This is a genomic window from Alterirhizorhabdus solaris, assembly GCF_007785815.1.
In the GTDB taxonomy this organism is placed as follows: Bacteria; Pseudomonadota; Alphaproteobacteria; order Sphingomonadales; family Sphingomonadaceae; genus Alterirhizorhabdus; species Alterirhizorhabdus solaris.
Map to the genome: position 1 here is coordinate 16,777 of NZ_VNIM01000038.1, position 22,140 is coordinate 38,916.

Annotated in this window: 15 protein-coding genes, 1 tRNA gene and 1 pseudogene; 12 read left to right on the forward strand and 5 right to left on the reverse strand. The window is 68.3% G+C overall.

Annotation, left to right across the window (positions count from 1 at the left end; all coding sequences use genetic code 11):
- Positions 1 to 3 precede the first annotated feature (3 nt).
- From FOY91_RS10705 to FOY91_RS22830, 3 genes and pseudogenes are all read left to right on the forward strand, one after another.
- The gene (locus tag FOY91_RS10705) at positions 4 to 1,095 is read left to right on the forward strand and encodes an aldose epimerase family protein (protein ID WP_203234543.1); all 1,092 of its coding nucleotides are present in this window, start codon (positions 4 to 6) and stop codon (positions 1,093 to 1,095) included.
- A gap of 38 nt (positions 1,096 to 1,133) precedes the next feature.
- Complete coding sequence (locus FOY91_RS10710; protein WP_203234544.1) at positions 1,134 to 3,827, forward strand: glycoside hydrolase family 3 C-terminal domain-containing protein; 2,694 nt, start codon at positions 1,134 to 1,136, stop codon at positions 3,825 to 3,827.
- Positions 3,828 to 4,052: 225 nt separating this feature from the next.
- Positions 4,053 to 4,283: pseudogene (locus tag FOY91_RS22830) on the forward strand (recombinase zinc ribbon domain-containing protein); the annotation flags it as partial.
- Positions 4,284 to 4,574: 291 nt separating this feature from the next.
- Here the strand turns inward: FOY91_RS22830 and FOY91_RS10720 are convergent.
- Positions 4,575 to 4,832, reverse strand: a complete 258-nt coding sequence (locus FOY91_RS10720; RefSeq protein WP_145151287.1) for a hypothetical protein — start codon at positions 4,830 to 4,832, stop codon at positions 4,575 to 4,577.
- Positions 4,803 to 4,889: transfer RNA gene (locus FOY91_RS10725), tRNA-Leu, on the reverse strand. Before FOY91_RS10725 ends, FOY91_RS10720 begins: the two co-directional genes overlap by 30 nt.
- A 104-nt stretch (positions 4,890 to 4,993) precedes the next feature.
- Between FOY91_RS10725 and FOY91_RS10730 the strand changes: the two genes are divergently transcribed.
- The 5 genes from FOY91_RS10730 (at position 4,994) to FOY91_RS10750 (ending at position 13,756) form a co-directional block, all read left to right on the forward strand.
- A complete protein-coding gene (locus tag FOY91_RS10730) occupies positions 4,994 to 5,935 on the forward strand; it encodes a complex I NDUFA9 subunit family protein (RefSeq protein ID WP_145151290.1) in 942 nt (313 codons plus the stop codon).
- A gap of 80 nt (positions 5,936 to 6,015) precedes the next feature.
- Positions 6,016 to 6,819, forward strand: coding sequence for an undecaprenyl-diphosphate phosphatase (locus tag FOY91_RS10735; RefSeq protein WP_145151293.1), 804 nt, complete (start codon positions 6,016 to 6,018; stop codon positions 6,817 to 6,819).
- Positions 6,820 to 6,974: 155 nt separating this feature from the next.
- A complete protein-coding gene (locus FOY91_RS10740) occupies positions 6,975 to 8,432 on the forward strand; it encodes an NAD(P)-dependent oxidoreductase (RefSeq protein WP_145151296.1) in 1,458 nt (485 codons plus the stop codon).
- Between the two features lie 28 nt (positions 8,433 to 8,460).
- A complete protein-coding gene (gltB, locus tag FOY91_RS10745; protein WP_145151299.1) occupies positions 8,461 to 12,996 on the forward strand; it encodes a glutamate synthase large subunit in 4,536 nt (1,511 codons plus the stop codon).
- A gap of 82 nt (positions 12,997 to 13,078) precedes the next feature.
- Positions 13,079 to 13,756 (forward strand): glutathione S-transferase family protein, encoded by a 678-nt coding sequence (locus FOY91_RS10750; RefSeq protein WP_145151304.1) that lies wholly within the window; start codon positions 13,079 to 13,081, stop codon positions 13,754 to 13,756.
- Positions 13,757 to 13,778: 22 nt separating this feature from the next.
- Here FOY91_RS10750 and FOY91_RS10755 read toward each other — a convergent pair whose 3' ends face one another.
- Positions 13,779 to 14,381: a PIN domain-containing protein gene (locus FOY91_RS10755; RefSeq protein WP_145151307.1), complete on the reverse strand. Its 603-nt coding sequence runs from the start codon at positions 14,379 to 14,381 to the stop codon at positions 13,779 to 13,781.
- Positions 14,378 to 15,130, reverse strand: a complete 753-nt coding sequence (gene ubiG / locus FOY91_RS10760) for a bifunctional 2-polyprenyl-6-hydroxyphenol methylase/3-demethylubiquinol 3-O-methyltransferase UbiG (protein WP_145151311.1) — start codon at positions 15,128 to 15,130, stop codon at positions 14,378 to 14,380. Before ubiG ends, FOY91_RS10755 begins: the two co-directional genes overlap by 4 nt.
- A gap of 70 nt (positions 15,131 to 15,200) precedes the next feature.
- Here ubiG and FOY91_RS10765 point away from each other — a divergent pair, with 70 nt between their 5' ends.
- The 4 genes from FOY91_RS10765 to FOY91_RS10780 all read left to right on the forward strand — a co-directional run bounded on the left by FOY91_RS10765 (position 15,201) and on the right by FOY91_RS10780 (position 20,416).
- The gene (locus FOY91_RS10765; protein WP_145151314.1) at positions 15,201 to 16,493 is read left to right on the forward strand and encodes an aspartate kinase; all 1,293 of its coding nucleotides are present in this window, start codon (positions 15,201 to 15,203) and stop codon (positions 16,491 to 16,493) included.
- A gap of 29 nt (positions 16,494 to 16,522) precedes the next feature.
- Positions 16,523 to 17,512 (forward strand): NAD(P)H-dependent flavin oxidoreductase, encoded by a 990-nt coding sequence (locus FOY91_RS10770; protein ID WP_145151346.1) that lies wholly within the window; start codon positions 16,523 to 16,525, stop codon positions 17,510 to 17,512.
- Between the two features lie 13 nt (positions 17,513 to 17,525).
- A complete protein-coding gene (gene ptsP / locus FOY91_RS10775; protein ID WP_145151317.1) occupies positions 17,526 to 19,814 on the forward strand; it encodes a phosphoenolpyruvate--protein phosphotransferase in 2,289 nt (762 codons plus the stop codon).
- Positions 19,815 to 20,041: 227 nt separating this feature from the next.
- Positions 20,042 to 20,416, forward strand: coding sequence for a VanZ family protein (locus tag FOY91_RS10780; RefSeq protein WP_145151319.1), 375 nt, complete (start codon positions 20,042 to 20,044; stop codon positions 20,414 to 20,416).
- Here the strand turns inward: FOY91_RS10780 and FOY91_RS10785 are convergent.
- The coding region (locus FOY91_RS10785; protein ID WP_145151321.1) for a TonB-dependent receptor plug domain-containing protein at positions 20,413 to 22,140 on the reverse strand (1,728 nt) is incomplete at its 5' end. The two genes, FOY91_RS10780 and FOY91_RS10785, sit on opposite strands and share 4 nt — an antisense overlap.

Genomic DNA, 22,140 nt, shown 5'->3' on the forward strand with positions numbered 1-22,140 from the left:
GGAGTGGCGCAGTCGGCAGCCTCGACGACCATCCCGCTGGCGAGGCGCGAGGCCGCCGGTCGCCTGGCCGACGGCACGCCGGTAGAGGCCGTCACCCTGTCGAACAGGCATGGCCTGTCCGCGCGGATCCTCACCTACGGGGCGACGCTGCAGGCGCTTCTCGTCCCCGACGCGGACGGCGTGCCGGCAGACATCGTGCTGGGGCACGACGATGTCGCGGGATATGAGGCGACGCGCGGCTTCCTCGGCGTTACCGTGGGGCGCTATGCCAACCGCATCGCCGGCGGACGCCTCGTGCTCGACGGCGTGCCCCATCACCTGACGCGCAACGACGGCGACAACACGCTGCATGGCGGGCGCGGGTTCGATCAGGCGGTGTGGACGATCGCGGCGCTCGACACCCGATCTCCCGCGTCGGTCGTGCTCCAGCATATCAGCGCGGACGGCGACGACGGTTTTCCCGGCGAGGTCACCGCGCGGGTCACCTACACGCTCCACGACGACGGCGATCTCGCGATCACCTTCACCGCCACGACCACCCGGTCGACCGTCGTCAACCTGACCAACCACGCCCTGTTCGATCTGGCCGGGGAAGACGCCGCACAGGACGCGATGTCGCACCGCCTGACCATCGCCGCCGCCCTTTACACGCCGGTCGATCCCGCGCTGATCCCGACCGGCGAGCTGCGGGCGGTGGCCGGCACGCCGTTCGATTTCCGCACCCCCCGCACACTGGCGGAGGGTGTGCGGAACGGCGACGCGCAGATCTCGATCGGCCGGGGCTACGACCATAATTTCGTGCTCGACAAGGGCATGACGGCAGAGCCGCGCCTCGCCGCCCGGCTCGAACACCCCGTATCGGGCCGCCGGCTCGACGTGCTGACGACCGAGCCGGGGCTGCAGCTCTACACCGCCAACGGTTTCGACGGCAGCGTGCGCGGCAAGCGCGGACGCCTCTACCGGAAGGGCGACGGGATCGCGCTGGAACCGCAGAAATTTCCCGATACGCCCAACCGGCCCGCGTTCGGATCGGCCCGGCTCGACCCCGGCGAGACCTACCGCCACGCCATGATCTATCGCCTGTCGCTCCTATGATGACCACCCTTCCCGCATCCCCCGACAAAGAGGTTTCCATGCGTCACCCGCGCCGCACGCCGCTCTTCAATTCCATGCCCAGCACGCCGGTGCTCGCCGCAATCATCGCCGCCGTCACGGCGGTCGCGGCGATGCCCGCACAGGCGCAGCAGACACCCGAACAGCGCGCGGCGGCGATCGTGGCGAAGATGACGCTGGAGGAAAAGGCCAGCCAGCTCATCAATACCGCCCCCGGTATCCCGCGGTTGAACGTGCCTGACTATCAGTGGTGGAGCGAGGCGCTGCACGGCTATGCCTTCCAGCCGCACGCGACCAACTTTCCCGAACCGATCGGGCTGGCGGCATCGTTCGACGCGCCGCTCGTCAAGAACATCGCGGCGGCGATCGCGGTGGAGGGCACCGAGGCGAGCGACGCGATGGTGCGCGCGGGCAAGGCGCTCGAACTCGGCGCCGGGCGGACCTACTGGTCGCCCAACCTCAACATCTTCCGCGATCCGCGCTGGGGCCGCGGGCAGGAAACCTATGGCGAGGATCCGTTCCTCACCGCGCGGATGGGCGTCGCCTACGTCACCGGGCTGCAGGGGCCGAACCCGGACAAACCGCTGATCGTCGCCACGCCCAAGCATTACGCGGTGCACAGCGGGCCTGAATCGACACGGCACACGGCGGACGTGACGGCATCGCTGCACGACATGCGCGATACCTACCTGCCGGCGTTCCGCGCCGCGGTGGTGGAGGGCAAGGCCGGATCGGTGATGTGCGCCTACAGCTCGATCAACGGCCAGCCAGCCTGCGCCAACACCTTCCTGATGCAGGATACTTTGCGCAACGCCTGGGGCTTCAAGGGCACGGTGGTGTCCGATTGCGGCGCGGTGCGCGATATCTCGTCGGCGCACAAATATGCGCCCGACATGGTCGCCGGATCGGCGCTGGCGATCCGCGCCGGCATGAACGTGGAATGCGCGACCGAGAGCCTGTTCGACCGCAACAGCTTCGGCCAGTCGCTCAATTACGTGGACGCGGTGAAGACCGGCAAGCTGACCGTTGCCGAACTGGACAGGGCGGTGACGCAGGGCCTTGCGCAGCGCATCCGCCTCGGCCTGTTCGATCGCGGCCCCGTGCCGGCGCCCAGCCCCTCGACGATCAACTCGCCCGCGCACCGTGCGCTCGCGCTCACCGCGGCCGACCGGTCGATGGTGCTGCTGAAGAACGACGGGGTGCTGCCGCTGGCGACGACCGGCGGCCTGAAGGTGGCGGTGATCGGCCCGCTGGCGGATTCGCGTCGCGTGCTGCGTGGCAACTATACCAACCGCGAGACGGCCGACCTGCCGTCGGTGCTCGACGGGCTGAAGGCGGCGCTGCCCGGCGCGCGGATCACCTATGTACCGGCCGGCGCCTCGATCACCGACGGCAATGTCGTACCGGCCTCGGCGCTCCGTACCGAGGACGGCAAGCCCGGCATGACCGTCAGCTACTATCCGCTCAAGCCCGACGGCAAGCCGGCGGCGACATCGCTGATGGCCAAGTTCGCGCATGCGATCACCGCACCGCTCGCCGACACCCCGGTCGCGACCCGGGTCGAGCCGATGGTCAGTGCCGAACTGTTCACCCAGCCGCTGCTGCCCGATGGCGGCAGGGTCGTCGCCAAGGGCTTCCTCGTCGCGCCGGAGACGGGCACCTACCGCGTCGGCGTGCGGACGATCTTCGGGTCGTTCAAGATCGGCGACAGGCCCGAGATCGCGATCAAGAACGGGTTCAACCCGGCGGTGATGCCGGTGTTCGAGACGGTCGATCTGAAGGCCGGCCAGCAATATCCGATCAGCGTCGGCATCCAGGTGCCGGTGCTCCAGTTCGGCGAGCTGGACTGGCAGCGCATCTCCCGCACGCCCGAGGCGGATGTCGCGGCGGCGGCGAAGGATGCCGACGTGATCGTCGCGGTCGTCGGCATCACCTCCACGCTGGAAAGCGAGGAGTCGTCGATCAAGCTGCCCGGGTTCAACGGCGGCGACCGGACGACGCTGGACCTGCCGGCGGACCAGATGAAGCTGCTCGCGGCGGCCAAGGCGACCGGCAAGCCGCTGGTGGTCATCAACATGAGCGGCAGCGCGATGAACCTCGAATGGGCCAAACAGAACGCCAACGCCATCGTGCAGGCGTGGTATCCGGGCGAGGCCGGCGGGCTGGCGGTCGGCCGGACGATCGCCGGCGTCACCAATCCTGCGGGTCGCCTCCCCGTCACCTTCTATCGCGATATCAAGCAGTTGCCGGCCTTCGAGGATTTCGGGATGAAGGGGCGGACCTATCGTTACTTCACCGGGCAGCCGGTCTATCCGTTCGGTTACGGGCTGAGCTACACGACGTTCACCTACGGGCCGGCGACGGCCCGGAGCAGCGGCAGCGCGGGCGGGATCGTGGTCGATGCCGATGTCGCGAACACCGGCAAGCGTGCCGGAGACACGGTGGCGCAGCTGTATCTCGGCTTCCCCGACGCGCCGGGCGTACCGCGTGTCGCGCTGCGGGGGTTCCAGCGGATCGCGCTGGCCGCCGGCGAAAAGCGCCGGGTGCGGTTCGAGCTGACCCCGCGCGATCTCGCTTCCGTGTCGCCGGACGGTCAAATCCAAGTCGTAGCAGGGAAATACCGCATCTACGTCGGCGGCGAACAGCCCGACCTCTCCGGGCCAGCGACGTTCGCCACGCGCACCGTGACGAAGACGCTGCCCCTGCCGAACTGAGGACGGCGGATCGGTGTCGGCGAGTCGCCTGCCGACACGTTGCAAGCCGGATCGCCTCGAACGCCGCATCCCGGCGATCGAGGCGATCACGGTGTGTCGCTCCGGATGCACGAGGCTGACGCCGATGCGCGACGACGGTGCTTGGTCCGCGCGGAACGGGTGCCGGTTTCGGGGCGGATGACGACTTTAGAGGGTTTTTATGGCGTTGAGCAGGCCGCCACGGCGATGGCTGTGGCCAAGGCGGCGCCCAGGGTCACGCCACCACGGGTCACGAACGGTCCAACGCTGCTTACCGGCATCCTGCGCTGCGGCGCACCGGATTGCGCCGCCGGCATGACAATCCGCACCGGCAAGTCCGGCCAGTATGTCTACTATGCCTGCAATGCGAAGCTCACCGCCGGCGCCGGGCGCTGCGAGACACGCGCGATTCGGCAGGACGAACTCGACGCTATCGTCCTTTCCGTCCTGACCGACCGCATCCTGCGGCGGGAGCGGCTGACGGAACTGCTGCACGCGGTGCTGGAGAGGTCCGATGCTGCAGATACACAGCGCCTTAAGGATCTCGATCGCGTCCGGCGGGAGAAGGCTGCGGCGGAAACGCGGATGCGCCGCTTGCTCGAGATGGTCGAGGAGGGCCTGATGTCCCCCAAGGATACGGTGTTCGCGGAGCGTCTAGCCCAACACCGTCAAAACATTGCGCAGCTCGACGCTACCGAGCGTAGCTTGTCGCTGCAACTTGCACGACGCTCACGCCGAATCGACGCAGACACCGTTGCCAGGTTTGGCAAGGCGATCTGCGAGCATTTGAAGGGCGACAACCCGGCCCTGCGCAAAGCTTATGTCCGGCTGCTGATCGATAGCGTCACCGTAAACAACGATATCATCCATATCCAGGGCAGCAAGTGCGCGCTGGAAACCGCAGTTGTGCGAAACGGCAATGCGGCCACACCAATGGTGCCCGGCTTTGACCGAAAGTGGTGCCCAGAAGAGGACTCGAACCTCCACGACCTTGCGATCGCCAGCACCTGAAGCTGGTGCGTCTACCAATTCCGCCATCTGGGCACGGGGTAGGAGGGCGCCTTTAGGGGAGGGTGTCGGAGCTTGTCAACAGCGTCGGCGATGGTGCATTGCGAAATTCACGAAACGATCGAAACGGGAAGCATGGCATGGATCGGCTGGTGACGCTGTTCGGCGGCGGGGGGTTCCTCGGCCGCTACGTCGCGCAGGAGCTGCTGCGCGGCGGCGCGCGGATTCGCGTGGTGGAACGGGATCCGCGCAAGGCGTGGTTCCTCAAACCGCTGGGCGGCCTGGGCCAGACCCAGTTCGCCGCCGCCGACATCACCGACGCGCACGGCGTGGCCCGCGCGATCGCCGGGTCGGACGCGGTGGTGAACCTCGTCGGCATCTTGAAGGGGCGATTCGAGCGGATCCACGTTCAGGGCGCGCGCAACGTGGCGGAGGCAGCTGCCGCCACCGGCGCGGGCGCGCTGGTGCAGATCTCGGCGATCGGCGCCGATGCGGAATCGCCCTCGGCCTATGGTCGTAGCAAGGGCGAGGGCGAGGCCGCCGTGCGCGCCGCCTTCCCCACCGCCACGATCGTCCGCCCGTCGATCCTGTTCGGGCCGGAGGATCAGTTCGTCAATCGCTTCGCTGGGCTGGCGCAGAAGCTGCCGGTGCTGCCGGTGATCCGCGGCACGGCGAAGTTCCAGCCCGCGTTCGTGGCCGATGCGGCCCGGGCGATCGCGGCGGCGGCGCTCGACCCTGCGACGCACGGCGGCAACACCTACGAGCTGGGCGGCCCGCAGGTCATCACGATGCGCGAGCTGAACGAGTGGATCTCCACGACCATCGGCCGCGCCCCCTCGATCGTGGACATACCGGACGAGATGTCGCGCCTGATGACCAAGGTGGGCGGCGGGCTGTGGGGCGCGCCGATGACGTTCGACCAGTGGCTGATGCTGAGCCGCGACAATGTGGTGGCGCCCGGCGCACACGGGGTCGAGGCGTTCGGCATCGCCCCTACCCCGCTCGCCACCGTCGCGCCGCGCTGGCTGGTGCGCTATCGCCGCCACGGCCGCTTCGCCAAGGCGGCGCACCCGGTCGCCTGACGCGACACCCGCCGACACCGACCGCCGCCGCGCCACCCGGGCCGGCGGCATGCCACGCGCGCCGATCTTAGGGTATCGTCATGGGTCCATCGCTTCTCGTCATCATCCTGCTCGGCATCGTCGAGGGGCTGACCGAATTCATCCCGGTCTCCTCCACCGGCCATCTGGTGCTGGCGGGTGAGCTGCTCGGCTTCCATGGCGCCGGGTCAGCCACGTTCGACATCGTGATCCAGCTCGGCGCGATCCTGGCGGTGGTGGTGCTGTATTTCCGCCGCTTCACCGGGGTGGCGGCCGGGCTGCTGCGGCGCGATGCCGGGGCGATCGCCTTCACCCGCAACCTGCTGCTCGGCTTCCTGCCGGCGGTGGCGATCGGGCTCGTCGTGTACAAGGCGATCAAGGCGATGATGGAGACGCCGGTGATCGTGGCGGTGGCGCTGATCGCGGGCGGCGTCGCCATCCTGGTGATCGAGCGGCTGGTGAAGCAGCCGCGCGTGTTCAGCGTGGAGGCGATGAGCTGGCGGACGTCGCTCGGCATCGGCGTGATCCAGTGCCTGTCGATGATCCCGGGGATCAGCCGCTCGGGCGCGACGATCATGGGCGCGCTGACGCTGGGGGTGGAGCGCAAGACGGCGGCGGAATACAGCTTCTTCCTCGCCGTGCCGGTCATGCTCGCCGCCTCCGCCAAGGAATTGTGGGAGCAGCGGGATGCGCTGGGCGGCAACGACTGGGGGGCGATCGCGCTCGGCTTCGTCGTGTCGTTCGTGGTGGCGCTGGTGGTGATCCGCCTGTTCATCCGTATCGTGTCGAAGCACGGTTTCGCGCCGTTCGCCTGGTACCGCATCGTCGTCGGCACGGCGGCGTTGATCTGGCTTCTGGTACGATAGGGCCGTAGCGGACGTACATGATGCCGCGCCGGAACGTGAGAATGGATCGCAAGTACCGAGCACTGCTTTATAGGTCACGATGGCTTACCTATCGGCAGATTTGTGCGTGACTTGGCCTTTCTGTCGCGTTAATACGTGCGGCAGGGAGACTTTTGATGGCCGAGAACCCGATGTTGTCGTTCGTCCGTGTGGGGCAGGATTATCCTGCCAAGCGCGATGCAGAACTGCGTAACGACGATTTCCGCGAGATTTCGGATCGCTATGCCATCGCCAAGGCAGAGGAACAGTCGTCGCGCTGTTCGCAGTGCGGGGTGCCTTATTGCTCCACCCACTGCCCGCTCCACAACCATATCCCGGACTGGCTGCGTCTGACCGCCGAGGGGCGGCTGCGCGAAGCCTATGAGTTGAGCAACGCCACCTCCACCATGCCCGAGATCTGCGGCCGCATTTGTCCGCAGGACCGGCTGTGCGAGGGCAATTGCGTCATCGAGTTCTCCGGCCACGGCGCCGTCACGATCGGCTCGGTCGAGAAATTCATTACCGACACCGCATGGGAGCAGGGCTGGGTCGAGCCGATCCGCCCGCTGGCCGATCGGGGACAGTCGATCGGCGTGATCGGCGCGGGGCCGGCCGGCCTCACCACCGCCGAGCTGATGCGGGCACGCGGCTACGAGGTGCATGTGTACGACCGGCACGATCGCGCCGGCGGCCTGCTGACCTATGGCATCCCCGGCTTCAAGCTGGAGAAGGAGATCGTCATGCGCCGCGTGGCGCGGCTGGAAGCGGCGGGGATCACCTTCCATTACGGCTTCGCGGTCGGCAGCGATGCCACGCTGGCCCAACTGCGCGAGAAGCATGACGCGCTGCTGATCGCCACGGGGGTGTACAAGCCGCGTGCGATCAAGGCGCCGGGCGTGGGTGTCGGCGGTGTCGTCGATGCGCTCGATTATCTCACCGCCTCCAACCGCAAGGGGTTCGGCGATGCCGTGCCCGCGTTCGACGACGGCAGCCTTGATGCGGCCGGCAAGAACGTGGTCGTGATCGGTGGCGGCGATACGGCGATGGATTGCGTCCGCACCGCCGTGCGCCAAGGTGCCAGGTCGGTGAAGTGCCTGTATCGCCGCGACCGCGCGAACATGCCCGGCTCGCAGCGCGAGACGAAGAATGCCGAAGAGGAAGGCGTCGAGTTCGTCTGGCTCTCCGCGCCCGAGGCGTTCGACGGCGACGGCCAGGTCAGCGGCGTGCGGGCCGCCAAGATGCGGCTGGGTGCACCCGACGCCTCCGGTCGCCGCGCACCCGAGGCGCATCCGGGCAGCGAGTTCCGTCTCGATGCCGATCTCGTCATCAAGGCGCTCGGCTTCGATGCGGAGGATCTGCCCAAGCTGTTCGGCGCGGACGATCTGTCGGTCACGCGCTGGGGCACGCTCCGCATCGACCACAAGACGATGCAGACCAGCCTCGACGGCGTGTTCGCCGCCGGTGACATCGTGCGCGGCGCCAGCCTCGTCGTCTGGGCGATCCGCGACGGTCGCGATGTGGCGGAACGGATGCACCTGTATTTGAAGGCGAAGGCCAAGGCGGCACCCCCGCTGCGTGAAGCCGTCGCCGCCTGAACGATCACCCTGCGAAGGGACTACGACCATGACCTACGACCAGCCTGCGGCCTCCGACGCCGAACGCGCCCGCATCGCCGAATACGGCATGTACCGCCCCGAATATGAGGGCGATGCCTGCGGCGTCGGCCTCGTCGCCGCGACCGACGGCAAGGCCTCGCGCCGCGTCGTTGCCGCCGCCATCGATGCGCTGAAGGCGGTGTGGCATCGCGGCGCGGTGGATGCGGACGGCAAGACCGGCGACGGTGCCGGCATCCACGTCGACCTGCCCGTCCGCTTCTTCGACGATGCGATCGAGCATGCCGGGCACAAGCCGATGGCCAACCGGCTGGCGGTGGGCATGATCTTCCTGCCGCGCACCGACCTTGGCGCGCAGGAGCATTGTCGCACCATCGTGGAATCCGAGATCATCGATTTCGGCTACACCATCTACGGCTGGCGGCAGGTGCCGGTCGATATCTCGGTGATCGGCGAGAAGGCGATGTCGCTGCGCCCCGAGATCGAGCAGATCATGATCGCCGGGCCCCTGCCCGATGCCGCGAGCCAGGCCGAGTTCGAGAAGGATCTCTACCTCATCCGCCGGCGGATCGAGCGCAAGGTGATCGAGGCGCAGATCCAGGGCTTCTACGTCTGCTCGCTGTCGTGCCGGTCGATCATCTACAAGGGGCTGTTCCTCGCCGAAGCCCTGTCGGTGTTCTACCCGGACCTGCAGGACGAGCGGTTCGTGTCGCGCGTGGCGATCTTCCACCAGCGTTACTCCACCAACACCTTCCCGCAATGGTGGCTGGCCCAGCCGTTCCGCACGCTGGCGCACAACGGCGAGATCAACACGATCCGCGGCAACAAGAACTGGATGAAGAGCCACGAGATCAAGATGGCGGCGCTCAGCTTCGGCGAGCATTCGGAGGAGATCAAGCCGCTGATCCCGGCCGGCGCTTCCGATACCGCCGCGCTCGATGCCGTGTTCGAGGCGATCTGCCGCTCGGGCCGCGATGCCCCAACCGCCAAGCTGATGCTGGTGCCGGAGGCATGGCAGGACAAGGCGATGCCCCGCCCGCACAGCGACATGTATTCCTATCTCGCCTCCGTGATGGAGCCGTGGGACGGCCCGGCCGCGCTCGCCATGACCGATGGCCGCTGGGTCGTCGCCGGTGTCGACCGCAACGCGCTGCGCCCGCTGCGCACCACGCGTACCGCCGACAACCTGCTGATCGTCGGTTCCGAGACGGGCATGGTCGTGGTGCCGGAATCGTCGGTGATCGCCAAGGGCCGGATGGGCCCGGGGCAGATGATCGCGATCGATCTGGACGAGGGCAAGCTCTACGACGACCGCGCCATCAAGGACCGGATCGCGGGCGAGCAGCCCTATGGCGAGTGGATCAAGGATTTCCGAGCGCTCGAGGACTTGCCGCGTGACGACAGCGATATCGCGCTGCGTTTCGACCGGCCGGAGCTGATCCGCCGTCAGGTGGCCGCCGGGCAGACGCTGGAGGACATGGAGCTGATCCTGTCCCCGCAGGTGGAGGATGCCAAGGAGGCGATCGGCTCGATGGGGGACGATACCCCGCTCGCCGTCATTTCGGACAAGCCGCGCATCGTCAGCCATTTCTTCCGCCAGAACTTCTCGCAGGTCACAACCCCGCCGATCGACCCCTTGCGCGAAACGCAGGTGATGTCGCTGAAGACGCGGTTCGGCAATCTTGCCAACATCCTCGATTCCGAGGCGCAGCAGTCGAACGTGCTGGTGCTCGACTCACCGGTGCTGGCGAGCAGCGACTGGGCGCGGCTGAAGCGGCATTTCGGCGCAAACGCTGCCGAGATCGACTGCACCTTCGCGATCAACGGCCCCGCCGACGCGCTGCGTCAGGCGATCGCGACGGTGCGCGCGGAGGCCGAGAAGGCGGTGCGCGAGGGCAAGACCGAGCTGTTCCTGACCGACGAGAACGTCGGGCCGGAGCGGATCGCCATCCCGATGGTGCTGGCGGCCGCCGGCGTCCACACCCACCTCGTCCGCAAGGGACTGCGCTCCTATGCGTCGGTCAACGTGCGGTCGGCCGAGTGCCTCGACACGCATTATTTCGCGGTGCTGATCGGCGTCGGCGCGACGACGGTGAACGCCTATCTGGCCGAGGCCGCCATCGCCGAGCGCCACGGGCGCGGCCTGTTCGGCGACCTGTCGCTGGAGGCGTGCCTCAAGCGCCATCGCAAGGCGATCGACGACGGCCTGCTCAAGATCATGTCGAAGATGGGGATCGCGGTGATCTCCAGCTATCGCGGCGGCTACAACTTCGAGGCGGTCGGCCTCAGCCGCGCGCTGTGCAACGATCTGTTCCCGGGGATGCCGGCCAAGATCTCGGGCGAGGGCTATGCCTCGCTCCAGCTCAACGCCACGCTGCGCCACGAGGCGGCGTTCGACGAGGTGGTGACGACGCTGCCGATCGGCGGATTCTACCGCCAGCGCGCAGGGGGCGAGGCACACGCCTATTCGGCGCAGCTGATGCACCTGCTGCAAAGCTCGTGCGCCACCGACAGCTACTCCACCTACCTGCAGTTCTCGCGCGGGGTGAAGGACCTGCCGCCGATCTACCTGCGCGATCTGATGGAGTTCAACTGGGCGCGCGAAGCCATCCCGATCGATTCGGTCGAGGCCATCACCGAGATCCGCAAGCGGTTCGTCACCCCCGGCATGTCGCTCGGCGCGCTGTCGCCGGAAGCACACGAGACGCTGGCGATCGCGATGAACCGGATCGGCGCGAAGGCCGTGTCCGGCGAGGGCGGTGAGGACAAGAAGCGCTACAAGCCCTACGAGAACGGCGACAACGCCAACTCGGTCATCAAGCAGATCGCGAGCGGCCGCTTCGGCGTGACCGCCGAATATCTCGGCTCCGCCGAGGAGCTCGAGATCAAGGTCGCGCAGGGCGCCAAGCCCGGCGAGGGCGGGCAGCTGCCCGGCTTCAAGGTGACCGAGATGATCGCCCGCCTGCGCCATTCGACGCCGGGCGTGACGCTCATCAGCCCGCCGCCGCATCACGACATCTATTCGATCGAGGATCTGGCGCAGCTGATCTACGACCTGAAGCAGATCAACCCGCGTGCCCGCGTGTGCGTGAAGCTCGTCTCGTCGGCCGGCATCGGCACGATCGCGGCCGGCGTGGCCAAGGCGCATGCCGATGCGATCCTGATCGCGGGCCATGTCGGGGGCACCGGCGCCTCCCCGCAGACCAGCATCAAATATGCCGGTACGCCGTGGGAGATGGGCCTCAGCGAAGCCAATCAGGTGCTGACGCTGAACGGCCTGCGCCACCGCGTGAAGCTGCGCACCGACGGCGGCCTCAAGACCGGGCGCGACATCGTGATCGCCGCGATCCTGGGCGCCGAGGAGTTCGGTATCGGCACGCTGTCGCTCGTCGCGATGGGCTGCATCATGGTGCGCCAGTGCCACTCGAACACCTGCCCGGTCGGCGTCTGCACGCAGGACGAGGCGTTGCGGAAGAAGTTCGTCGGCACGCCGGAAAAGGTCATCAACCTGATGACCTTCATCGCCGAGGAGGTGCGCGAGATTCTCGCCAAGCTGGGGGTCAAGTCGCTCGACGAGATCATCGGCCGCACCGAACTGCTGCGGCAGGTGAGCCGCGGCGCCGAGCATCTCGACGACCTCGACCTCAACCCGATCCTCGCCAAGGTGGACGCGCCCGACCATCATCGGCGTTTCCAGGTGGAAGGCCACCGCAACGAGGTGCCCGACAGCCTCGACGCACAGATGATCCGTGACGCCAAGGCCGTGTTCGATCGCGGCGAGAAGATGCAGCTCACCTATTCGGTGCGCAACACGCACCGCGCGGTCGGCACACGCTTCTCCGCGGAGATCACCCGCACCTTCGGCATGTCGAAGCTGGCGGATGGGCATGTGCAGGTCCGCCTGCGCGGCAGTGCGGGTCAGTCGCTGGGCGCGTTCGCCTGCAAGGGGCTGACGTTGGAAGTGTTCGGCGATGCCAACGACTATGTCGGCAAGGGCCTGTCGGGGGCGATCATCACCGTCCGCCCGATGGTGTCGTCGCCGCTGGAGAGCAAGGCGAACACGATCATCGGCAATACCGTGCTGTACGGTGCCACCTCTGGCAAGCTGTTCGCCGCCGGCCAGGCGGGCGAGCGGTTCGCCGTGCGCAATTCCGGCGCGACGGTGGTGGTCGAAGGCTGCGGCGCCAACGGCTGCGAGTATATGACCGGCGGCACGGCGGTGATCCTGGGCGCGACCGGCGACAATTTCGGCGCGGGGATGACCGGCGGCATGGCCTTCATCCTCGACGAGACGGGCGATTTCCCCGGTCGCGCCAACCCGGACAGCATCGTGTGGCAGCGGCTCGGCTCGACCTACTGGGAAACGCGGTTGAAGTCGCTCGTCGCCGAGCATGCGGTGGCGACCGACAGCAAGTGGTCGAACACGATCCTCGACGATTGGGATCGCTGGCGCGAGAACGTGTGGCAGGTGTGCCCCAAGGAGATGCTCTCCCGCCTCGAACACCCGCTGACCGACACGCAGGCCGAGGCGGTCGCGGCGGAGTAAAGCGACCGAAAGCCCCTCCCGCGCGAGGGAGGGGCCTTTATTTGGCTTCCGCCCGCCTGCCCGCCCCCGTAACAGGGGCGTCATGTGGCAGCTCTATCAATTTCCCCTGTGCCCCTTCTCGCGCAAGGTACGTCTTCTCCTTGGCGAGAAGGCGATCGGATACGATCTCGTGCGCGAATCGCCGTGGCTCCAGCGCGACGAGTTCATCGACATGAACCCTGCCGGGCAGACCCCGGTGATGGTCGATACCGAGACCAATCTCGTCCTGATGAACTCGGTGGCGATCTGCGAATATGTCGAGGAGACGGTGGAAAAGGCGGCGATGCTGCCCGGCACCGCCGCCGACCGCGCCGAAATCCGCCGACTGTGCGCGTGGTTCGACGAGAAGGTGTATGCCGACGTGGTCGCCCCGCTGATGCACGAGCGGTTGCTGAAGCGCATCGTCCACCGCGCCACTCCCGACGCCAAGGCGTTGCGGGAGGCGATGAAGGTGGCCAACGCGCACCTCGATTACGTCGACTACCTGCTCGACCATCGCCGCTGGATCGGCGGCCCGGTGCTGAGCCTCGCCGACCTCACCGCCGCCGCGCATTTATCGGTGGCGGACTATCTCGGCGGCATCGACTGGCGCGTCCACGACCGCACGCGGGAATGGTACGCCGCGATGAAGAGCCGCCCGAGCTTCCGCCCGCTGCTGAGCGAGCGGATGGAGATCGTGTCGCCGCCGGCGCATTACGACAAGGTGGATTTCTGGGAATAGGCAGTCGGGGAAGATCCCCCCGTCAGCTACCGCCCGTACCCGGCCGGCGCTGCATCATGATGTTGATATCGGGGTTCGCCGTGGGCGCCGCCGCGACGATGCGCTGCCAGTAGTCCGCCGCGCTGGCGACGATGCCCCGGCGCTCCGCCAGTTCGAGGAAGGCGCGTGTGGTGAGCACGTCGGTATCCAGATCGAGGCCGGTTTCCCTGACGAAGCGGGGAATCTTGCCGTTCTCGTAGACGATCAGGACATCATGGCCCGCATGGCCCGTATGCTCGACATAGCTGCCGAGCCATTCGAGGATCGCCAGTTCCCCGGCGTTCCGCAGCCGGATGTCCGGATCGGTCTTGCGCGCTTGCAGGAAAAGCGCCCCGATTTCGGTCTCGGCAACCAGAACGGGGGCGTTCGACCCCGGTTGCCGCCCCGCCTCGATCCATGCCTCGATCTGGCGGGCGCCGGGCTTGGCCATGTCCTGCGTCGCCTCCAGCGCCACCATGTCGGCTACGACGACGCGCCCTCCGATCTGGTGAAGCAGGTGCAGGGCATCGGCCTGCGCGAGGTGGATGAGCGGGCCGGTGTCCGGTACGATCAGATCAGGGCGTTCGATCTGCGGCTTGTTCGTCACGACGAACCGCTATCCGCCACCGCCGTCACCAGATAGTTCAGCGCCACATTCTCCGACAGCACCAGCCCCCGGCCCGGGGAGAAGGCCAACCCGGTCGTGTCCGTCACCCGCAAGCCGGCGCTCGTCAGCAACACGGCGAGTTCCTCGGGGCGGATGAACCTGTCCCAGTCGTGCGTGCCCTTCGGGATGCGCCCCAGCCCCTCGCTGACGGTGATGATCCCCAGCCGCGACAAGGGCGTGCGGTTGGGGGTGGAAAGGATCAGCAGCCCGTCCGGTGCCAGCACCCGGGCCAGCGCCGCGACGAAGCCGGCCGGGTCGCTCACATGCTCGATCACCTCCATGCAGGTGACGAGATCGAACCGCTCGTCCGCCAGCGTCTCCACCCCCACCGCGCGATAATCGATCGTCAGGCGCTGCCCGACGGCGTGGGCGCGGGCGACGGCGATGTTCTCGGGCGCGGCGTCCAGCGCCGTCACCGTGGCGCCCAGGCGGGCGAGCGGCTCGGCCAGCAGCCCCGCACCGCATCCCACGTCCAGCGCGCGCCGGCCCTCCAGCGGGGTGAACGTGTCCGGGTTACCATGCCAGTGCGTGTCGACCGCGGCGCGGATATAGCCCAGCCGCACCGGGTTCAGCCGGTGCAGCATGGCGGAGGAGCCTTTCGGATCCCACCAGTCTGCGGCCATGCGGCCGAAATGGGCGGCTTCCGCCGGATCGATCGTCGGCGTTACGGGGTGCGTGCTTGCGTTCATATGCCCCTCTCCCTATCAGGGCCGCGCCTTTTCGCCCAAGGCCAATTCAAGCGCAGGATCGATCAAGTCCATGGCCCGTATCGTGATGAAGTTCGGCGGCACCTCGATGGCGGGGATCGAGCGGATCCGCAACGTGGCCCGACGCGTGAAGGAGGAGGCGGATGCCGGCCACGAGGTCGCCGTCGTCGTCTCCGCCATGTCGGGCGAGACGGACCGGCTGGTCGGCTTCTGCCGGGAGGCAAGCCCCCTCTACGATCCGCGCGAATATGACGTGGTGGTGTCGTCCGGCGAACAGGTGACGAGCGGCCTGCTCGCCATCGTATTGCAGGCGATGGGCTGCAAGGCGCGCAGCTGGCTCGGCTGGCAGCTGCCGATCGGCACGTCGGACGCGCATGCGTCGGCCCGCATCGGCACGATCGACGCCGAAACGCTGGGCAAGGCGATGTCCGGCGGCGAGGTGGCGGTGATCCCCGGCTTCCAGGGCGTGACGGCGGAAGGCCGGGTGACGACGCTGGGCCGGGGTGGCTCCGATACGTCGGCGGTAGCGATCGCGGCGGCGATGAAGGCCGATCGCTGCGACATCTATACCGACGTGGACGGCGTCTATACCACCGATCCGCGCATCGTGCCGCGCGCGCGCAAGCTGAGCAAGGTCACCTACGAGGAGATGCTGGAGCTGGCCTCGGTCGGCGCCAAGGTGTTGCAGACGCGCTCGGTCGGGCTGGCGATGAAGGAACGGGTCCGCGTGCGCGTGCTGTCGTCGTTCGACGACGCGCGCGACGAGGACGGGCACCGCGGCACGCTGATCGTGGGCGAGGACGAGATCGAAGAGGGAAGCATGGAACGTCAGCTCATCACCGGCATCGCGCACGACAAGAACGAGGCGAAGATCACCATCGTGGCGGTGCCCGACCGGCCCGGCGCGGTGGCGACGATCTTCTCGCCGCTGGCCGATGCCAGCATCAACGTGGACATGATCGTGCAGAACGTGGCGCACGATACCGGATCGACCGACGTGACCTTCACCGTGCCCAAGGCCGAGCTGGCCCGCGCGCTGGACGTGCTGGAGCGCGAGCGGCCGACGATCGGGTTCGATCGGGTCGTGCACGATACCGCCGTCACCAAGGTCTCGGTGGTGGGCGTGGGGATGCGCAGCCATGCCGGCGTCGCCGCCCAGATGTTCAAGTCGCTGGCGGATCGCGGCATCAACATCCTCGCGATCACCACGTCGGAGATCAAGGTGAGCGTGCTGATCCACGAGGATTATACCGAACTGGCGGTGCGCGTGCTCCACACCGCCTACGGCCTCGAGGCGCCGGAGGAAGCCCCCGAAGCGGTCGTCGGCGCGGCCAGCGCCACGTGAGCGCCAGCCACGCCCGCCTCGACCGGCTGATGGCACGCGGCGCCGATTTCCTCGGCGCCGATCACGCGATCCTCGCGGGCGCGATGTCGTGGGTGTCGGAGCGCAACCTCGTCGCCGCGATCTCGAACGCCGGGGGTTTCGGCGTGATCGCGTGCGGGGCGATGACGCCCGAGCTGCTCGATGCGGAGATCACCGCGACGAAGGCGCTGGCGACCAAGCCGTTCGGCGTGAACCTCATCACGATGCATCCGGCCCTGTCCGACCTGATCGACGTCTGCGCGCGGCACGGTGTCGGCCATGTCGTGCTGGCCGGCGGATTGCCGCCGGGCGGCGCGATCGAGCGGATCAAGGCGTCGGGCGCGAAGGTCATCTGTTTCCCGCCGACGCTCGCCTTTGCGAAAAAGCTGATCCGTTCCGGCGTGGACGCGCTGGTAATAGAGGGGATGGAGGCCGGCGGCCACATCGGCCCCGTCTCCACCAGCGTACTGGCACAGGAAATGCTGCCAGAGATCGCCGGCACGCTGCCCGTGTTCGTGGCCGGCGGGATCGGCCGGGGCGAGGCGATCGCGGGCTATCTGGAGATGGGGGCGGCCGGCGTTCAACTGGGCACGCGGTTCGTCTGCGCGACCGAATCGATCGCGCATCCGAATTTCAAGAAAGCGTTCATCCGCGCGTCGGCCCGCGATGCGGTCGCCAGCGTGCAGATCGACCCGCGCCTGCCGGTCATCCCCGTGCGCGCGTTGAAAAACGCATCGAGCGACCTGTTCACCGCCAAGCAGCGCGAAGTCGCGCTGTCGCTCGATGAGGGCAAGGTGGCGATGGCGGAGGCGCAGTTGCAGATCGAGCATTACTGGGCGGGCGCGCTGCGCCGCGCGGTGGTGGACGGCGACGTGGAGAACGGCTCGCTGATGGCGGGCCAGTCCGTCGGCATGGTGACCAGGGAGGAGCCGGCGGCGGACATCATCCGCGCGCTGCTCGATCAGGCCGCTGCGGCATTGGAAAGCCGCGCCGCTTTCTGATAGCCCCGGGGTCATGCCCCAGACACCCCAGGGGACGGCAACGTCCGCCGCCCGCGAGATCCTCACCCGCCTCCACGACGTGATGGCCGCGCGCACCAACGCGCAGGCCAAGCTCAACCAGGTCGTGCAGATCATCGGCGAGGCGATGCACAGCGAGGTGTGCTCGATCTACCTCCTGCGCGACGGCGTGCTGGAGCTGTACGCCACGCGCGGGCTGCGACAGGAATCGGTGCACGTCACCAAGCTGGCGCTGGGCGAGGGGCTGGTCGGCAAGATCGCCGAGCAGGTCGAGACGCTCAATCTGGACGAGGCCACCAGCCACCCCGACTTCGCCTACAAGCCGGAGACGGGCGAGGAACTGTACCACAGCTTCGCCGGCGTGCCGATCGTGCGGCGCGAGCAGGCGGTGGGCGTGCTGGCCGTGCAGCACGAGGCCTCGCGCCGCTATGCCGGGATCGAGATCGAGGCGTTGCAGACGGTGGCGATGGTGCTGGCCGAGCTGATCGCCGGCGCCGGCCTGATCGACGATGCGGCCAGCCGCTCCGCCAGCCGCGATCAGGGCGCCGTGCGCCTCACCGGGCTGAAACTGGTCGAGGGCATGGGGCGCGGCCATGTCGTGTTCCACCAGCCGCGTATCCACATCGAACACACCGTGGCCGAGGACACCGAGGCCGAGCGTCACCGCGTCTATGCCGCCTTCCGCCAGATGCGCGAGCAGATCGAGCGGATGACCAGCCAGGCCGAGTTCGGCGTGGCGGGCGAGCATCAGGACGTGCTCAACACCTACAAGATGTTCGCCTACGACGAAGGCTGGGGCCGGCGGATCAACGAGGCGATCGACAGTGGCCTCACCGCCGAGGCGGCGATCGAGCGGGTGCAGCAGCGCACGCGGATGCGGATGCGCGAGATCAGCGATCCGCTGCTGGCGGACCGGATGCACGATCTTGAGGACCTGTCGAACCGGCTGCTGCGGATCGTCTCCGGCCAGCTGGGCACGGCGGCGCAACTGGGGCTGCGGCAGGATTCGATCCTGATCGCGCGCAACCTCGGCCCGGCCGAACTGCTCGAATATGACAAGCGACGGCTAAAGGGCGTGGTGCTGGAGGAAGGCTCGCTCACCGCCCACGTCACCATCGTGGCGCGCGCCATGGGCGTGCCGGTGGTCGGCCGCGTGCGATCGATCCGGCGGATGGTGGCGGAGGGCGATTTCCTGCTGCTCGACGGCAATCAGGCGAGCGTCTTCGTGCGCCCCACGCCGCTGATGGAGGATGCGTTCGACGCCAAGCTGGTCGTGACGCAGAAACGCCGCGCCGAGTTCGCCGCGATGCGCGACCTGCCGCCGTGCAGCAAGGACGCCAAGCGCATCACGCTGATGGTAAACGCCGGCCTGCGCGACGACGTGGCCGCCTTGGACGTGACCGGGGCGGACGGGATCGGCCTGTTCCGCACCGAGTTCCAGTTTCTCGTCTCGGCCACCCTGCCCCGCCGCGAAACCCAGCAGCGGCTGTATCGCGACGTGCTCGAATCCGCCGGCGACCGGCCCGTGATCTTCCGCACGGTCGATATCGGTGGCGACAAGGCGCTGCCCTACATGAAGGGCGGCGACGACGAGGATCGCGAGGAGAACCCGGCGATGGGCTGGCGCGCGATCCGCCTCGCGCTCGATCGCGATGCACTGATGAAGGCGCAGGCGCGCGCGCTGATCGAGGCGGCCGCCGGCCGCACGCTCAACGTGATGTTCCCGATGGTGTCCGAGCCGTGGGAGTTCGATCAGGCGCAGGCGCTGTTCGAGGCGCAGCGCGCGTGGGTCGCCGGGCGCAACCGGGCGGTGCCGCACGCGATCCGCTACGGCACCATGCTGGAGGTGCCGGCACTGGCCGAGATGCTGGACGTGCTGCTGCCGAAACTTGATTTCCTGTCGATCGGCACGAACGACCTGACGCAATTCCTGTTCGCCGCCGATCGCGCGCACCCCAAGCTGGCCGAACGCTACGACTGGCTCTCCCCCGCCATCCTGCGATTCCTCGCCCGCGTGGCGAAGCAGACGATCGCGGCGGGGGTGCAGATCGGGGGGTGCGGCGAGATGGGCGGACGGACGCTGGAGGCGATGGCGCTGATCGGCCTCGGAATCGAGCGCCTGTCGATCACCCCGGCGGCGATCGGCCCGGTCAAGGCGATGATCCGCTCGCTCGATGTCGCGGCGCTACGTGCGGAGATGCCGGCATGGCTCGCCAGCGGCACGCACGACATGCGCGGCGTGTTGAGCGGCTGGGCCGCCGAACAGGGCGTCAACATTGCCTGACGGCCGGCATTTGCCGAGTGTTATCCACGATTAATATCACATTCGTCATATGACGTAAGAACGATCCGGCGACATGTCGGTTGGTCCTCCGGTCGATCGGTAGCATGCGCATATGCAGCGAGGCTGGCCTCTTTCGTTTCGGAAGGGAGGGTGCGTTTCGCGGAAATCGGGGGCGCACCCTCGACCTTGCCGTTGGCAACGTGCCGCACGCGCGCCATAGCGCGGCGATGAGCGAAACCTCCGCCCCCCGCCTCCGCATCGTGGCCCTCGCGGCCTTCTACGGCGCGATGCTGTTCGCGGTGGTGATGGCGACGCTGCCGCACCCGCCGGCGGTGCCCGGCGACCCGGTGGACAAGGTGCAGCACATCGCCGCGTTTAGCGTGATGGCGCTGCTGGCGGCGCTCGCCTACCCCCACGCCCGGCTGGCGCGGATCGTCGAGCGGCTGTCGTTTCTCGGCGCGATGATCGAGCTGGTCCAGTCGATCCCCGCGCTGCATCGCGATTGCGACATCATGGACTGGGTGGCCGATACCGCCGCCGTAGTGGTCGTGCTGCTGCTCGTGGCGCTGGCGCGGCGCCTGCGCGGCCCGTCGCGCGCCTAGTTCAGCCGTACGCCGATCCACAGGGTGCGCGGCGTGCCGAGGTCGATCGACCCGCCCTGGTTGCGCGTCACGACCGTCTCGTCGAAGATGTTCTCCGCCCGGCCGACGATGGCGAGGCGGCGGGTGATGCCGATGCGGGCGACAGCATCGACCGTCAGTGCATCCGGCAGCACGTCCGTCTCGCGATCGTCCTCATATTGCCGGCCGACGTAGCGGACCGTGCCCGACAGGAGCCAGTTGTCCGCCGGTTTCCAGCCGAGCGTGGCGCTGGCGGCATGGCGCGGGCTTTGCGCGGGGGTGAAGCCGTCCAGCCCCGCCGACGCGCCCGATCCGCGCACCGTGGCATCGCTGAACGCATAGGAGGCGTCGAGCGACACCGCGCCCCGCGCAAGGCCCGCCGTTACCTCGATCCCGCGCGCGACCACCGCATTCACGTTGCGGCGCTGGCGCAGGTTGGGGCCGATGGTGACGTTGGCGATCGCATCGCGCAGCCGGTTGTGAAAGGCGGTGACGGCGATCGTCACCCCGGCGGCGGGGGTGAGGTCGATCCCCGCCTCCACGCCGCGCAGTTTCTCCAGCCCCAGATCGGCGTTGGCCTGCGTGGTGACGGGGAAGACGACGAACGGGCGATACAGCTCGTTCAGCGTCGGCAGGCGGAAGCCGGTATAGCCTGCCGCCCGCACCGCGATCGCCCCGTTCACGCGAAACAGCGCGCCCGCCCGCCCGGTGGTGGCGACCCCGTTCCGGTCGGCGAAGGCGCGGTTGCTGGTGAGCGTGCCGGCATTGTCGCGCTCGCGAAAGAAGCCATCGGTGATCGTCCAGCGATCCCCGCGCACGCCGCCGGTCAGCACCAGCCGGCCTATCGTCCAGTCGTCCTCCACGAACAGGCCGGTGGTGGTGGTCCGCCCGCCGGCGTTGCGACGGGTGGTAACGCGGCCGGTGGCGGCATAGGCATCCTCGAACAGCTCGCCCTCGCCGATCCGCGTATCCACGCCGAGGCGCAGCACATGATCCGCCCCTACCGGCGGACGCAGCTCGATCTTGCCGCCGAGGCCGGTGGAGGGGGTGTTACGCTGGTCCAGCGTCAGGCGGAACGTGGTGGCGCTGACGACCTTGTTGGCGAAGTTGCGCGCCTGCACATAGGCCAGCGCATCCACCTGCCAGCCACCGCGCCGCACCAGCCGGATGCTCGCATCCTGCCCTTCGGACGCGCTGTCCGCCCCGCGAAAGCGCAGCGTGCGGCGGTCGTCGAACAGCAGCGCGCGAAACTGAAGTTCGGTCTGCGCGTCGATCGGCGCCACGGTACGCAGCCCGGCCGACCAGTCGCGATAGCGCGCCCGTGCGGTCGCCGCCACGCGCTGGCCGGGCGGCGTGGTGAAGAAGCCGTCGCCCCGCTCGAACCGGCCCGACAGCGTGGCATAGCCGCCACCCAGATCGGGCGAGACAGACCCCGACACGCTCGTCGCATCGCGGCTGCCATAGAAGGCGCTGCCGGCATAGGCGGGCACGGGGGAGATGGTGCCCGCCACCCTCGCCGAGCCGCCCGCCCATGCCCGCAGCGCCTTCGCTGGCACCCGCGATGGCGCCGGGGCGTCGGGGTCTGTCTCCCCCGGGCTGGGTGGGGGGTATGGCACGGGGTTGGGGCGGTTGGAGCCGGGGGGCGGGGTGCTCACCACGCCGCCCGGCCCGCGCGGGGCGGCGACCGTAGCGGCGCGGCTTGGCGT

Coding starts and splice junctions, on each gene's coding strand:
- FOY91_RS10765 (WP_145151314.1), top strand. CDS start 15,201: ATGGCCCGTATCGTGATGAAGTTCGGCGGCACCTCGATGGCGGGGATC.
- FOY91_RS10780 (WP_145151319.1), top strand. CDS start 20,042: ATGAGCGAAACCTCCGCCCCCCGCCTCCGCATCGTGGCCCTCGCGGCC.
- FOY91_RS10750 (WP_145151304.1), top strand. CDS start 13,079: ATGTGGCAGCTCTATCAATTTCCCCTGTGCCCCTTCTCGCGCAAGGTA.
- FOY91_RS10740 (WP_145151296.1), top strand. CDS start 6,975: ATGGCCGAGAACCCGATGTTGTCGTTCGTCCGTGTGGGGCAGGATTAT.
- FOY91_RS10770 (WP_145151346.1), top strand. CDS start 16,523: ATGGCACGCGGCGCCGATTTCCTCGGCGCCGATCACGCGATCCTCGCG.
- FOY91_RS10735 (WP_145151293.1), top strand. CDS start 6,016: ATGGGTCCATCGCTTCTCGTCATCATCCTGCTCGGCATCGTCGAGGGG.
- FOY91_RS10710 (WP_203234544.1), top strand. CDS start 1,134: ATGCGTCACCCGCGCCGCACGCCGCTCTTCAATTCCATGCCCAGCACG.
- gltB (WP_145151299.1), top strand. CDS start 8,461: ATGACCTACGACCAGCCTGCGGCCTCCGACGCCGAACGCGCCCGCATC.
- FOY91_RS10730 (WP_145151290.1), top strand. CDS start 4,994: ATGGATCGGCTGGTGACGCTGTTCGGCGGCGGGGGGTTCCTCGGCCGC.
- ubiG (WP_145151311.1), bottom strand. CDS start 15,130: ATGAACGCAAGCACGCACCCCGTAACGCCGACGATCGATCCGGCGGAA.
- ptsP (WP_145151317.1), top strand. CDS start 17,526: ATGCCCCAGACACCCCAGGGGACGGCAACGTCCGCCGCCCGCGAGATC.